Annotated in this window: 10 protein-coding genes; 5 read left to right on the top strand and 5 right to left on the bottom strand. The window is 73.3% G+C overall.

The genetic code is table 11. From position 1 onward, the window contains the following. The first annotated feature begins 125 nt into the window (after positions 1-125). The gene (locus IF29_RS0105715) at positions 126-1,418 is read left to right on the top strand and encodes a beta-1,3-glucanase family protein (RefSeq protein WP_408640788.1); all 1,293 of its coding nucleotides are present in this window, start codon (positions 126-128) and stop codon (positions 1,416-1,418) included. Between the two features lie 71 nt (positions 1,419-1,489). On the opposite strand, the gene IF29_RS0105710 is transcribed toward IF29_RS0105715, so the two are convergent. From IF29_RS0105710 to IF29_RS0105700, 3 genes are read right to left on the bottom strand one after another with little or no spacing between them, the layout of a single operon-like run. After that, entirely contained in the window at positions 1,490-3,775 is a 2,286-nt protein-coding gene (locus IF29_RS0105710) for a molybdopterin-dependent oxidoreductase (protein WP_030250459.1), read from the bottom strand. A 10-nt stretch (positions 3,776-3,785) separates the two neighbouring features. Further along, positions 3,786-4,979 (bottom strand): ARPP-2 domain-containing protein, encoded by a 1,194-nt coding sequence (locus IF29_RS0105705; protein ID WP_051724940.1) that lies wholly within the window; start codon positions 4,977-4,979, stop codon positions 3,786-3,788. After that, positions 4,976-6,400 (bottom strand): hypothetical protein, encoded by a 1,425-nt coding sequence (locus IF29_RS0105700; RefSeq protein ID WP_030250454.1) that lies wholly within the window; start codon positions 6,398-6,400, stop codon positions 4,976-4,978. Before IF29_RS0105700 ends, IF29_RS0105705 begins: the two co-directional genes overlap by 4 nt. A 352-nt stretch (positions 6,401-6,752) precedes the next feature. Between IF29_RS0105700 and IF29_RS0105695 the strand changes: the two genes are divergently transcribed. Beyond that, a complete protein-coding gene (locus IF29_RS0105695) occupies positions 6,753-8,441 on the top strand; it encodes a SpoIIE family protein phosphatase (protein ID WP_269664981.1) in 1,689 nt (562 codons plus the stop codon). 6 nt (positions 8,442-8,447) lie between these two features. Here IF29_RS0105695 and IF29_RS0105690 read toward each other — a convergent pair whose 3' ends face one another. Further along, positions 8,448-9,188: an NAD(P)-dependent oxidoreductase gene (locus IF29_RS0105690; protein ID WP_051724939.1), complete on the bottom strand. Its 741-nt coding sequence runs from the start codon at positions 9,186-9,188 to the stop codon at positions 8,448-8,450. Between the two features lie 166 nt (positions 9,189-9,354). On the opposite strand from IF29_RS0105690, the gene IF29_RS0105685 reads away from it, so the two are divergent. The 3 genes from IF29_RS0105685 to IF29_RS0105675 all read left to right on the top strand — a co-directional run bounded on the left by IF29_RS0105685 (position 9,355) and on the right by IF29_RS0105675 (position 13,656). Beyond that, the gene (locus tag IF29_RS0105685; RefSeq protein WP_051724938.1) at positions 9,355-10,566 is read left to right on the top strand and encodes a sensor histidine kinase; all 1,212 of its coding nucleotides are present in this window, start codon (positions 9,355-9,357) and stop codon (positions 10,564-10,566) included. Then, positions 10,563-11,249, top strand: a complete 687-nt coding sequence (locus tag IF29_RS0105680) for a response regulator transcription factor (protein ID WP_030250442.1) — start codon at positions 10,563-10,565, stop codon at positions 11,247-11,249. Before IF29_RS0105685 ends, IF29_RS0105680 begins: the two co-directional genes overlap by 4 nt. A gap of 154 nt (positions 11,250-11,403) precedes the next feature. After that, positions 11,404-13,656, top strand: coding sequence for an MMPL family transporter (locus IF29_RS0105675; protein WP_051724937.1), 2,253 nt, complete (start codon positions 11,404-11,406; stop codon positions 13,654-13,656). Here IF29_RS0105675 and IF29_RS0105670 read toward each other — a convergent pair. Continuing rightward, positions 13,604-14,083, bottom strand: a complete 480-nt coding sequence (locus tag IF29_RS0105670; RefSeq protein WP_030250438.1) for an OsmC family protein — start codon at positions 14,081-14,083, stop codon at positions 13,604-13,606. The genes IF29_RS0105675 and IF29_RS0105670 overlap by 53 nt on opposite strands. Positions 14,084-14,171: the final 88 nt, after the last annotated feature.

Raw genomic sequence — 14,171 nt, 5'->3', positions numbered from 1 at the left:
CAGAGAGCGCTCTCAGGGAGGCCCAGGCTCCACAGGACCACCACCCGGTTCAAGGAGAGACCATGTCCACCAGCATCCCTGTCCACCTCCATGCCAGGCGCAGGCCGTACCTTCTCATCGCTCTGATGGTCGCCGTACTCGCCGCTCTCGTCCTGACCGTGTCCCAGTCACCCGCACGGGCAGCAGGCACGCTGCTCTCCCAGGGGAAGCCCGCCACCGCGTCCTCCACCGAGAACGCCACCTTCCCCGCCTCCGCCGCCTTCGACGGCAACACCGGAACCCGCTGGTCCAGCGCCTTCAGCGACCCCCAGACCGCCTTCCAGATCCAGACCTCCAACGACGGCACCACCTGGACCTCGATCTACTCCACCACCACCGGCACCGGCGGCACCCAGACCCTCAACGCGGCGCTGAACCAGCCGGCCACCGCGTCCTCCACCGAGAACGCCACCTTCCCCGCCTCCGCCGCCTTCGACGGCAACACCGGAACCCGCTGGTCCAGCGCCTTCAGCGACCCCCAGCGCCACCGCCTTCCAGATCCAGACCTCCAACGACGGCACCACCTGGACCTCGATCTACTCCACCACCACCGGCACCGGCGGCACCCAGACCCTCAACCCAGCACCATCCCGGCGGCCCAGAACGTCGTCGAGGTGAAGATCCTCAACCGCACCAACGGCAAGTACCCCGACAGCCAGGTGTACTGGAGCTTCAACGGCCAGACCCACTCCATCGCCGACCAGCCCTACCTCGACATGCCGGCCAACTCCGCCGGCCGGATGTACTTCTACCTCGGCTCGCCGACCAGCCTGTACTACGACTTCATCGAGTTCACAGTGGGCGCCAACGTCTTCAACGGCAACACCACCCGGGTGGACGCCTTCGGCCTGAAGCTCGCGATGCGCCTGCACGCCAAGGACGGCTACGACGTCCAGGTCGGCGAGAACCAGCAGACCTTCGCCGAGGACCGTTCGGTCACCTTCCAGCGGTTCATCAACGCGGTACCGGCCGAGTTCAAGGTGCTGGCACAGACCCAGGCCCCGTACCGGATCATCGCCCCCGGCAGCGACCCCAGCTTCCAGACCGGCGGCGTCAACGCCGGCTACTTCACCGCCTACGCCAACTCGGTCGGCGTCAACGCACCGACCTCCGACATCTTCGGCTGCGCCGGCGTCCTGGCGAGCAACCCGGACGAGTGCGCCGCCCTCAACCGCCACGTGGCCACCCTGCCCGCGGCCCAGCAGTCCGACCCCACCCAGTACTACCTCGCCGCCCCCGCCAACTACTACGCCAAGTTCTGGCACGACAACGACATCAACAACCTCGCCTACGGCTTCCCCTACGACGACGTCGCGGGCCAGTCCTCCTTCATCTCCCACTCCGACCCGCAGTGGCTGGAGGTGGCCGTCGGCTGGTAGCCCGGCCCTGACGACCGGCACGAACCGTCCGACCAGGTGCCCCGTCCCCCACCAGGGGGGCGGGGCACCGCTCATGGCGCGGCCGCGACCGCCGCCCGCACCACCTCCACCGGGATTCCGTTGAGGACAGCGGTTCCTGACAGAACGTCAAGCGGCGCCTCGTCGGTCAGCAGGTTGCTGTTGACGCCCGGCTCGCGGGCGGCGAGGGGCAGCCGGGTGGCCGGGTCGTCGTGGCCCCAGCCGTGCGGGAGGCTGACCACGCCCGGCATGACGGCGTCGGTGACCTCCGCCTCGGCGTGGAGCTCACCGACCCGTGAGCGCACCCGGACCTGCTCGCCGGTGTCGATGCCGAGGCGTTCGGCGTCCTGCGGGTGCAGCTGCAGGGTGCAGCGGTTGCTGCCGCCGGCGAGCAGCGGGACGTTGTGCATCCACGAGTTGTTGGAGCGCAGCTGCCTGCGGCCGATCAGCAGCAGGCCGTCGGCCGGTGCCGAGTCGAGCTCGGCGAGGTGGTCGGCCAGCCGGGCGGCCTCGGCGAGCAGCTGCGGCGGCGCGAGTTCGACCCGGCCGCTGGGGGTGCGCAGGACTCCGGGCAGGCGCGGGCGCAGCGGTCCCAGGTCCAGGCCGTGCGGCGCGGCGGCCAGGGCGTCCAGGCTGAGGCCCTCCGGCTCGGCACCGAAGCCGTCCCCGTACGGGCCGCCGCGCAGCATCAGGTCGAGCAGGCGCTCCTGCCGGGTGCGGTGGGCGACGGCGGCCAGCAGGTCCCCGGGGTCGCGGCCGTGGGCCGGGGAGGAGGGGTCGGCGGCGATCCGGCGGGCGGTGTCGGAGGCGGTGAGGTCGTCGAGCTGCTCCGCGGTGACGCTGCCGCCGAGCGCGGCCGCGGCCAGTCGCAGCAGCACCTCGGACTCGTCCAGCTCGCCGGGGCCGAGCGGCACGCTCGGGGGTGACCAGTGGGCGGTGTTACGGATCGAGAAGGAGGCGAACACCAGGTCGTAGTGGCTGCGCGCGAGCGGCGAGGCGGCCGGCAGCACGACGTGGGCGTGCCGGGTCGTCTCGTTGAGGTAGGCGTCCACGCTGACCATGGCGTCCAGCGAGGCCAGCGCCGCGCCGAGGCGGGCGCTGTTGGGTGTCGACAGGACCGGATTGCCCGCGACGGTGACCAGGCCGCGCAGCCGGGTGCCGTCGGCCGCCGACGGTGTGTCGATCTCCTCGGCCAGCGCCCCGGCCGGGAACTCGCCGAAGACGCTGGGGAGTCCGCGGACCCGGGTGCGGCGCGAGCCCGGCACCCGCACGCCGCGTCCCCGTCCGGGCTCGCCGGTGGTGGTGGGCGAGCCGGCCGCCGGCTCGGGCCACATCACCCCGCCGGGCCGGTCCAGGTTCCCGGTCAGGGTGTTGACGACGTCGACCAGCCAGCTGGCCGCGGTGCCGAAGGCGGTGGTGGTGGTCCCGATCCGGCCGTAGACGGCGGCGCTGGGGGCGGCGGCCAGCTCCCCGGCGATCCTGCGGATGGTCCCGGCCGGGATCCGGGTCGCGACGGCGACCGCCTCGGGGGTGAACGGCTTGAGGGCGTCGCCGAGTTCGGCCAGTCCGTTGAGGTACGGGGTCACCCGGGGGCCCGGGTCGGCCAGGCCCTCCTCCACCAGGGTCCGGGCGATCCCGGCCAGCAGCAGCGCGTCCGTCCCCGGGCGGATGGCCAGGTACTCGTCGGCGATCTCCGCGGTACGGGTGCGGCGCGGGTCGACCACGACCAGCCGTCCGCCGCGCCGGCGCAGCGCCCGCAGCCGGCCCGGCAGGTCGGGCGCGGTGAGCAGGCTGCCGTTGGACACCATCGGGTTGGCGCCGAGGACGAGCAGATAGTCGGTGCGGTCCAGGTCCGGGACGGCGATGGACAGCTCGGTCCCGAACATCAGGCCGGAGGCGACCTGCTTGGGCATCTGGTCGACGGTGCTGGCGCTGAAGCGGTAGCCGGTGCCCAGTGCCTGGATCAGGGTCCGGCTGTAGAGGCTGAGCCCGAGGTTGTGCACCACCGGATTGCCCAGGTAGACGCCGACGCTGTCGGCGCCGTGCTGCCGCAGCAGTGGCGCCAGCAGCCGTCCGGCCTCGGCGAACGCCTCGTCCCAGCCCACCTCGGTCCAGCTGCTGCCGCGCCGGACCAGCGGGGTGCGCAACCGGTCAGGGTCGGCGTGCAGCTGGCCGAGGGCGACGCCCTTGGGGCAGATGTAGCCGCGGCTGAACGGATCCTCGGCGTCCCCACGCACCCCGATCGCCTCGCCAGCGCCCTCAGGGCCGGGACCGATGGTGACGGTGAGCCCGCAGGTCGCCTCGCACAGCGGGCAGGTGCGGTGCGTGGTGGCAGTCATGCGCGCGAGCCTAGTCCCGGGGTGCGGACGGACGGAACGGTGCGGAACCGCGGGCTCGCTTGCGGTAGCCGTCCAGGATGTCCTGGCGGAGCAGGAAGCCGAAGCCCGCCGACTCCAGGCGCAGGCCCAACTGCTCCTCGGTGATCGAGAGTTCGGCTGCGGTCCGGCCAAGGTGCCAGTCGTGGGCGGCCAGCCGGTCGAGCAGGTGGCCGCGGCGGACCTGGGCCTCGGAGAGCCGGAAGGTCTTCAGGTACACCACCCGGCCGGACTCGTCGGTGATGGTCTCGCCGATGTGGCTCTCCTGCTTGGGCCGGAACTCCGGCAGGAAGCGGGAGAGCGTGAAGCGGCCCATCCGGTACACCTGCTGCGAGGTGTGGGCGGCGTCCAGCAGGCCGCCGGCCATGGCCGAGTCGTGGAAGCCGGTCCACTCCCGTTCCTGCCGCTCGGCGGCCGCGCGCAGGTCGGCGAGCGAGCGGACCTCGGTGTCGCGGATCCGGGCGCGGAAGTCCGGCAGCGGCATCATCAGCGTGGCGCCGTGGTGGACCTGCTCGCCGTAGAGGTCCTGCACCAGGGTCGGATGCAGTGCGCGGTAGTCGGCGGGGTGCGGCACCGCGAAGGCCGCGGTGAGCGAGTCGGCCACGTAGAGCAGCACCCCGCACTGGCCGGGGTGGATCTCGAACACCCGGAGCGCGTCGGCCAGCCCCCGCACCTCGGCCCCGGTGCAGGCCTCCTCGACCCGCGGCGAGAGGCCGCGGCGGACCGCCTGCTGCGACCACTGCTCCCAGACCACCGTGGGACCGCCGAAGTGCAGGGCCAGGTAGCCCTCCAGGGCGAGGTGCAGCGGCAGGAAGCGCAGCCGGTTGCGCTCCTCGCGGCGGGCCAGCTTGCGGTGGAAGCGCAGGGGCATGCCGCTCGGCCGGTCGGTCCCCAGCTGGGTGCCGTAGGCGGCGACGGGGGACCCGTCGCCGGTCCAGTCCGCGACGAAGCCGTGCGGGATGTAGGAGAGGTAGTGATCGCGAGGAGCGAGCTCGACCAAGCCGACCCCGTCGCCGTAGGCCCGCCGGTGCAGCCGCAGGTCGGTGACCGGCTCCGCGCGCAGCAGCGGGACCAGCCGGATCCCGCCCCAGACCTGCGAGGGGCCCGCGGTCAGCCCGGTCAGGTCCAGCGTGGTCAGGTCCGACGTGGTCAGGTCCGATGTGGTCATGTCGTCACCTCCGTGAACGTGGCCGTCCTGGCTGCCAGATGCTGCGTCAACTCGGCCAGCCCGGTGCGCCCTTCGGCGAACGCGGCCAGTTCGACCAGGGCCGGGAGGTCCTCCGCGTCGCGGATGCCGGCGGTCGGCACGGTCGGGGCCAGTCGGCGCACGTCGAAGCCCTCGGCGTCGTAGACCGGGTTGAGGTGCACGATGCTGGTGCTCCGGTCCGGGTCCAGCCGGGTGCGCCAGATCCGCAGCACCTCGGCGGCCAGCCCGGGCGGCGCGTTGTCCCAGCCGTCGGAGACGATCAGGATCCGGTCGGGCCGGGTGTCCAGGGCGTCGACGATCCGCCGCCCCAGCGGTGTGGCGCCGAACGGGCGGCTGAGCAGCGGGTCGTCGCTCCCGGAGGTCCACAGCGGGGTGTAGTCGGCGGCGAGCGCCTGCAGCAGGTAGTGGCAGGCCAGCGCCACCGCCAGCGGGCGGCGGCGCTTCTGCCCCGACCCGGAGGCGGAGTAGCTGTCGTCCAGGACGGCGGCGACCCGGCCCCAGCTCCCCTGCTGCGGTCCGGCCGCACGCCGGGCGGCGCTGCGCAGGGCGGCGGTCAGCTCGGCGCGGCGGGCCACCCGGTCGGCCGGCGCCAGCGCCAGCACGTACGTGGCCAGCCGGGTGAGCGGCATCCGGGACAGGTCGGCCCGGACCGCCCCGGCCCGGTGGCTGCGGCCGGACTCCTGCAGCCGCAGCTGCTCCAGCCGGGTCATCCGGGGCGCGATGCGCTCCAGGAAGTCGCCCCTGGCGATGCCGCGCCGGGCGGCGAAGCCCTCGGCCACGGTGTACGGCAGCTCGTACAGGGCGGCCTGCTCGTAGTGGGCCCGGCGCCAGGTGTCCAGGATCGGCGTGGCGAACCGGGCCGGGGTGCGGGCGGCGAAGAAGAACGTGCCCAACTCCTCAGAGGCAGGCGCCAGATGGGCGTGCCGCAGGGCCTCCTTGAGACCGCCGCGGTACTTGACGGCGTCGAACGCCGGGTCGGGCCGGGCGGCGATCCAGTCCCGGACGACGGCCCGGGTCCTGCGGTTGTTGACCTTGGCCTGCCGCAGCGCCCGGAACAGCCGGTACACCCGCTGCGGCGGCAGCAGCACGAGCCGACGGGCGATCAGACGGCCCTCGACGCGGCGCTGCTCGGCGGTGGCCTCGCGCCCGGTCGCCAGCAGCCGATGGATGATCAGGGCCGCGTTGTGGTCGTTGATGTCCAGGGCGAGGGCGGCCGCGTAGAGCTCACGGTAGTTGCCCAGCATGTAGGCGTGCAGGAAGTCGAGGGAGAGCCGCTGCTCCTCGGCGCCGGTGTGGAACTCGCGCTGGCCGGTCGCCGTGATCGCGGCGTTGACGAACAGCAGGACATCCTCGGCCGCGACCAGATCGTGCTGAGTATCCATCAGGCCCCCGTCGCCGTCCCCGCCCCGATCGCCCCGGCCGATCCGGTCACCCCGGGTGCCGGCCGGGGAATGGGGGCACGAACTGCGAATCATTGCTTCATAGGCACGTTCCGGAAGTCGCACCGTAGTCCCGCGGCCGGCCCGCCGACCGTAGCAGACCCGGCTGCCGGGCTTCCCGGGCTTTTCCGCGAGCCAGAAGCGCTGGTCGCGGGTGGTTCGGTTACCGTGAGGCGGCATCCGATGGCGAGGAGGGATCCGCAGTGCTCGGCCGAGAGAGCTGTACCCGGTTGCAGTCCGATCGCGGCAGGTCCGCTCCCGGAACGCGGCCGGCCGTCGTCGTGCACCGTCCGCCGTGCTGAGCGACGCCTCCTCGCCGCTGGCCCAGGAGATCCTGCGGCAGATGCTGGACGGCACCACGGCCGGCGTCGCGGTGCTGGACCGCGAGCTGCGCTACTCCTACGTCAACCCCACCCTGGCCCTGATGAACGGGGTGCCCTCGGAGCAGCACCTCGGCCGCACCATCGGCGAGGTGGTGCCGGGCATCGACGCCAGGGAGGACGTACTGCGCCAGGTGCTGGACGACGGCATCCCCAGGGAGGTCACCTCCAGCGGCCACACCAGGGCCGGATCCGACCGGGAGCGGCGCTACTGGCACGGCGCGTACCACCGCATCGAGGACGACGGCCAGGTGCTGGGCGTCATCGGCATCGTGCTGGAGGTCACCGACGCCCGGGAGCAGCAGCGCGACCTGGAGGAGGCCCGGGCCAGGCTGTCGATGCTGGACCGGGCCGCCACCGTGATCGGCACCACCCTGGACATGGACACCACCTGCGAGGAGCTGGCCTCCTTCCTGGTGCCGGATGTCGCCGACATCGCCACGGTGGAGGTGATCCCGGTGGACGGCACCACCGAGCTGCGGCCGCCGCCCCCGGGGGTGCTGCGGCTGCGCCGCGCGGCGATGGCGGTGCTGCCGCGGCTGCGCGAGCGGTCGCGGGCCTTCGAGGCCCCGGGCCAGTACGTGGACTACCAGCCCGGATCGGCCATCCCCCGCTGCCTGGCCAGCGGCCGGCCGATCGTGGAGAACCTGCCGAACGACGAGGCGCTGAGCCGCTCCGCACCCGACCCGCAGCGGGTCACCCGCTACCGGGAGGCGGGCATCCACTCGGCGATGGTGATCCCGCTCTCCGCGCGGGGGGCGCCGGTGGGCACCCTCACCATGGTCCGCTCGGGCGGCTCCCCCGCCTTCACCGACCAGGACGTCGTCACCGCCCAGGACCTGGCCGGGCGCGCCGCGATCAGTCTGGACAACGCCCGCCGCTACACCCGCGAGCACCACATCGCGCTGCAGCTGCAGCGCGCCCTGCTGTCCGGTCCCAGCCATCCGCACCCGGACCTGGAGATCGCCACCCGCTACCTGCCCTCGGGCACCAGCGCGCTGGTGGGCGGGGACTGGTTCGACAGCGTCCGGCTGTCCCAGGAGCGGACCCTGCTGGTGATCGGCGACGTCATGGGCCACGGCGTCGCGGCGGCCGTGGACATGAGCCACTACAGCGCGATGCTGCGGGTGGTCGCCGACGAGGGGCTGCCGCCGCACGAGATCCTGCGGCGCATGGACGCGCTGATGGCCCGGGTGGCCGGGGAGCGTCCGGCGACCTGCCTGCTGGCCCTGGTCGACTCCCGGCACGGCACCTGCACCTACGCCAGCGCCGGCCACCTGCCGCCCGCGGTGGTGGACCGGGGCAACCGGGTGCGGCTGGTGGACGTGCCGCCCGGTCCGCCGCTGGGCACCGGGCAGGGCGGCTACGCCTCGTTCACCCGGCCGTGCGTCGGCGGGGACACCCTGCTGATGTACACCGACGGCCTGGTGGAGCGGCGCGGCGAGGACATCGACCGCTCGCTGCAACGGCTGACGGAGCTTCAACTCCCGGACGACCCAGAACTGGACCAGCTGCTGGACGACCTCCTGGAGCGGCTGATGGGCTACGGCACCGACGCCGAGGACGACGTCGCCGTGCTCGCGGCCCGGTTCACACCGCGCTGAGGGCGCCTAGGCCGTCCCCTCCGCCACCGTCGCCCCCTGCTTCTCCTTCTTCTTCCCGCCCATCGCCTCGTTGCGGATGATGTCGAGGAAGCTCGGCGTCCCCTGCTCGGTGCGCACCTCGACCACCGCGCGCGGGTCCAGGCCGTCGACGACCTGGCGCAGCAGCGCGTTGGCCAGGTCGCTGCGCGAGGTGAACCGGCCGGGCAGCCGCGGCCCGGCGGCCATCCGGTAGCGGCTGACGGCCGGGGCGTCGAAGAGCCCGGCCGGGCGGACCACGGTCCAGTCGCAGTCGCTGCGGCTGACGACCTCCTCGCCGCGGCGCATGTCCTCGTAGACGGTGCGCCCCACGTAGCCGACGATGAACGGCTCCAGCACCTTGCGGAAGAACAGCCCCTCGCCGGGGGACTCCTCCCCCGAGACCGAGGTCGAGGTGACGCAGGCCAGCCGGGCCACGCCGTGCCCGGCCATGGCCCGGGTGATGTGGGTGAGCCCGACCGAGTACACCGTGACCGGGTTGCGCCCGAACGGCACCCCGAGCGTCGAGACCACCGCGTCCTGCCCCGCCACCGCCTCCTTGACCGCGACCGGGTCGTACACGTCCGCGCCGACCACCCGCAGCAGCGGGCCGCCGGGCGGAAAGGACTCGGGCCGTCGGGTGACGGCGGTCACCGCATGCCCCTCGTCGAGTGCCTGCTGCACCACCTGCCGGCCGGTCGGACCGTTGGCGCCGAAGACGACGATCTTCATCTGCGTTCCCTTCTCAGGACTGAACTCCCTCACCGCCCTGTCGCCCGCGGACCACCGGATGTGACCGCAACGGCGGACGGGAGTCCCGCCTACCGCAACCGTGGTATCCGGGCGCTCCTGCCGTCGGATGATGTGACCGCCGCCTGCTGCCGCCTACGGTGAAGTCGTGGAGATCCGTCGCTCACTGCGCCGGGCGGGCCCGGGAGCGGCGATCCTCGCCCTGGTCCTGGCCCAGGGCGCTTCCTCGGGGCGCCTCGGCGCGCCCCTGTTCCTGGCACCCTCGGTGCTGGTGTGCGCCGCGCTGGCCTGGCGCTGCGACCGTCCGGCCGCGGTACTGGCCGCGGTCTGCGTCGGCGTGGGGGTGTACCTGGGCGCCGGCAACCCCTACGGCCCGGTGCTGATCGCGGTGGCGGTGGCGCTGTTCTCGGTGGCCCGACTGGTGGGGCGGAAGTTCGCGGTGTACGCGGCGGTGGCGGCCACCCTGCTGATCGTGGGGACGGTGATGGCGGCGCAGGCCGACGACCCGTTCAGCTCCACCGACTTCCTCCCGGTCCCCTGGCTCGCCCTCGCGGTGGCCAGCGGCGACGCGGTGCGCAACAAGCAGGCCTACCTGGCCGAGGTGGAGGAGCGTGCGGCACGCGCCGAGCGCACCCGCGAGGAGGAGGCGCTGCGCCGGGTCGCCGAGGAGCGGCTGCGGATCGCCCGCGAGCTGCACGATGTGCTGGGCCATCACATCGCGCTGGTCAGCGTGCAGGCCGGGGTCGCCGCCCACATCATCGACGCCCAGCCGGAGCAGGCGAAGTCCGCCCTCGGCCACATCCAGCGGGCCAGCCGGGCCGCACTGGACGAACTCCGGGTCACCGTCGGACTGCTGCGCCGCCCCGAGGACGCCGTCCCCACCGATCCGCTGCCCGGCCTGGGGTCGCTCGACGAACTCACCGACGACTGCGAGAGCGCCGGGCTGCGGGTGGTCACCGTCACCGAGGGGGCGGTGCGGCAACTGCCGGCCGCGGTGGACCTGACCGCCTACCGGGTGGTCCAGGAGGCGCTGACCAACGCCAGGAAGCACGCCGGGCCGTCCGCCGTCGAGGTCCGCATCGGCTACGACCCGGAACGGCTCCGGGTCACCGTCCGGGACAACGGCCGGGGCACACCGCCGCCGGAGGCCACCGATCCCGGCAGCACCGATCCCGGGACCACCGGCCAGAGCACGATCGGCCACGGCGCCACCGATCCCAACACCACCGGCCACGGCCTGGTCGGCATGCGGGAGCGCGCCGCTGCGCTCGGCGGCACCATCGTGGCCGGTCCGCACCACGACGGCGGCTTCCAGGTGCACCTCGAACTACCGATACGACAGGGGGAGTTCGCATTGTGACCGTACGGGTGCTGATCGCCGACGACCAGGCGCTGCTCCGGGACGCCTTCCGGGTGCTGCTCGACTCCGCCCCCGACCTGGAGGTGGTCGGCGAGGCCGCCGACGGGCACGAGGCGGTGGAGCTCGCCCGGGACCGCCGCGCCGACGTGGTGCTGATGGACATCCGGATGCCGGGACTGGACGGGCTCACCGCCACCCGGCTGATCTGCGCCGACGAGGACCTGGCCGGGGTGCGGGTGCTGATCCTCACCACCTTCGAGATCGACGACTACGTGGTGGAGGCGCTCCGCGCCGGAGCCAGCGGCTTCCTCGGCAAGGGCGCCGCCGCCCATGAACTGCTGGACGCGGTACGGCTGGTGGCCGCCGGGGAGGCACTGCTGTCGCCCAACGCGGTCAAGGGTCTGATCTCCCGTTTCCTGGCCCAGCCGGAACGCGCGGTGGAGACCTCCCCGGTCCGGCTGGAGACGCTGACCGACCGGGAGCGGGAGGTGCTCGCCCTGGTCGCCACCGGACTCACCAACGACGAGATCGCCGACACCCTCCACCTCAGCCCGCTCACCGTGAAGACCCATGTCAACCGGTCGATGACCAAGCTCGGCGCCCGGGACCGGGCGCAACTGGTCGTCGTCGCCTACGAGACCGGTCTGGTCCGGGTGGGCGGCGCGCTACCGCGCCCGCGGTAGCCGCGGCGGCCCGCCGGTGGAGGACGACAGCGACTCCGCCGGCCTGTGATCGTGACATAGCGGCCGCCGCCCCCGTGGTGCTCAACCCGACGGCGGCGGCCGCGCTCTGATTGACCGTCACATCACCCTGACCGCCCCACGGATGGGACCTTCCATGTCCACCCTCGCGCGATGGTGCCACCGGCACCGCCTCGCCGTCCTGCTCATCTGGCTGGCCGCCCTGGTCGCCCTGATGGGGGCGTCGCAGGTGGTCGGCAGCGCCTACAACAACGACTACAGCCTCCCCGGCACCCAGTCCGCCCGGGCCACCGCCCTGCTCCAGCAGAACTTCCCGGCCCAGGCCGGGGACACCGACACCGTGGTCTGGCAGCGGACCGGCGGCACCGGCACCGTGCGCGACCCGGCCGTGGTGGCCCGGATGGACGCCGTACTGGACCGGATCGCCCACCTGCCCTCGGTCACCGGTGTCACCGGCCCCTACGACGCCCGGGGTGCGGCACAGATCAGCCGGGACTCCCGGATCGCCTACGCGCAGATCGGATTCGACCGGCCGGCGGCGCAGATCCCCAAGGCCGACGTGCTGGCGGTGATCCGGACCGCCCAGTCCGCACGGCAGGACGGGCTGCGGGTGGAACTGGGCGGCGGCGCCGTCCAGAACGCCCAGCAGAGCCCGCTCTCCAACGCCGCCCTGGTCGGGGTGGCCGCCGCGGCCGTGGTGCTCTTCCTGGCCTTCGGCTCGCTGCTCACCATGGTGCTGCCGATCGTGCTGGGGGTGGCCGCAGTGGGTGCCGCCCTGGCCACCGTGGCACTGCTCAGCCATGCCGTCGCCATCGGCGACTTCGGACCGACCCTGGGCGCCCTGATCGGCCTGGGCGTCGGCATCGACTACGCGCTGTTCATCGTCACCCGCCACCGCAGCGGCCTGCGGTCGGGGTTGGCACCGGAGCAGGCGCTGGTCACCGCGATGAACACCTCCGGCCGCGCGGTGCTGTTCGCCGGGGCGACGGTGACCGTGGCGCTGCTCGGCATGTTCTCACTGGGCCAGTCGTTCCTGGACGGGCTGGCGGTCGCGGCCGCCGTCACCGTGGTGTTCACCGTCCTCGCCGCGGTCACCCTGCTGCCCGCGCTGCTCAGCCTTCTCGGACGCCGGGTGCTCGGACGGCGCGGACGCCGCACCGCCGCCGGCCCGGAGACCAACCCCGGCTGGGCCCGCTGGGCCCGGGTGGTGGAGCGGCGGCCGCGGGCGCTGGCCCTGGTCGCCGTGGTGCTGATGGCCGCGCTCGCGATCCCGCTGGGCTCGATCCGGATGGGCATCACCGACCAGGGCAACGACCCGACCAGCAGCACCACCCGCCAGGCCTACGACCTGCTGTCGCAGGGCTTCGGGCCGGGCTTCAACGGCCCGGTGCAACTGGTCGTCGACGCTCCCCGCCCCGACGACCGGGCCGCCCTCGACGCCGTGGCCGCGGCCGCCCGGTCCACCCCGGGCGTCGCCTCGGCCACCGCGCTGCCGCTGCGTCCCGGATCAACCGTAGGGGTGGTCCAGGTGGTCCCCGGCACCGCGCCGCAGTCCGCACCGACCGCGGACCTGCTGCACCGGCTGCGCACCGTGACGGAGCCCCGGGCCGAGGCCGCCACCGGAACGGTGATCTACCTCGGCGGCTACGGAGCCACCCTGGACGACTTCACCCGGGTCATCTCCGGGAAGATCCTCTGGTTCGTCGCGGTGGTGGTCGGACTCGGTTTCCTGCTGCTGACGGTGGCCTTCCGCAGCCTGGGCGTACCGGCCCTGTCCGCGGTGATGAACCTGCTGGCGGCCGGTGCCACCTTCGGCATCCTGGTGGCCGGGTTCCAGTGGGGCCATCTCTCCGAACCGCTCGGGGTGGGCGGCGCGGGTCCGATCGAGCCGTTCATCCCGGTGGTGATGTTCGCCATCCTCTACGGGCTCTCCATGGACTACCAGGTGTTCCTGGTCAGCCGGATGCACGAGGAGTGGATCCGCACCGGGGACAACCGACGCGCCGTCAACACCGGTCAGCGTGCCGCCGGACGGGTCGTCAGCGCCGCGGCGGCGATCATGATCTGCGTCTTCGCCTCGTTCCTGCTCAGCGGGCAGCGCCCGGTCGCCGAGTTCGGCCTGGGCCTGGCGGCGGCGGTGGCCCTGGACGCCTTCGTCCTGCGCACGGTGCTGGTCCCGGCGGCGATGCACCTGATCGGGCCGGCCAACTGGTGGCTGCCGCGCAGGCTGGACCGGATCCTGCCGAGGCTGGCCCTGGAGGCGGCGGAGCAGGCACCGGAGCAGGCCTCGGAGCAGGCCTCGGAGGCGTCCGCAGCGGAACGTGAGTCCGTCGAGGTCACGACGGGCGGGGACCGGACCGGACCGGTTCGCAGCGGACCGGGAAGTTGACCGAGTTCGCGATGAAGCAGAGCCCGTGGGCCCGCTCGTGCAGCGCGTCGCCCCGGGCCTCCTGCTCGGGGGCGGCGAAGCGGACCGTCGGGCGCAGCACCACCTCGGCGAACCGGCCGCCCCCGTCCGCGGTCTCGACCATGGTGCCGCGCGGGCGGTCGCTGTACTCGGTGACCACGACGCCCTCCGCCGAGCACAGGTGCAGGAACCACAGCATGTGGCACTGGGACAGCGACGCCACCAGCAGTTCCTCCGGGTTCCAGCGCTCCGGGTCGCCCCGGAAGGAGGGGTCGGAACTGCCGGGGACGGACGGCTTGCCGGCGGCGTCCACCCGGTGCGAGCGCTCGTAGTCACGGTAACCACTGGTGCCGGAACCGGTGTTACCGGTCCAGACCACGGTCACCTCGTACTGGTGGGTCCCGGGCATGGCGCTGCTCCTCGGCTGTCGTGGCACTGTCCGCCGTCAGGTGGGCCGCCATGGCGGCGGTCCTGGCCACGGTACTTGGCCGCGGCCC

The organism is Streptacidiphilus jeojiense, from assembly GCF_000719095.1.
Classification (GTDB): domain Bacteria; phylum Actinomycetota; class Actinomycetes; order Streptomycetales; family Streptomycetaceae; genus Streptacidiphilus; species Streptacidiphilus jeojiensis.
Note: the sequence above shows the minus strand (reverse complement) of the source record. Positions and strands in the feature narration are given on the sequence as shown.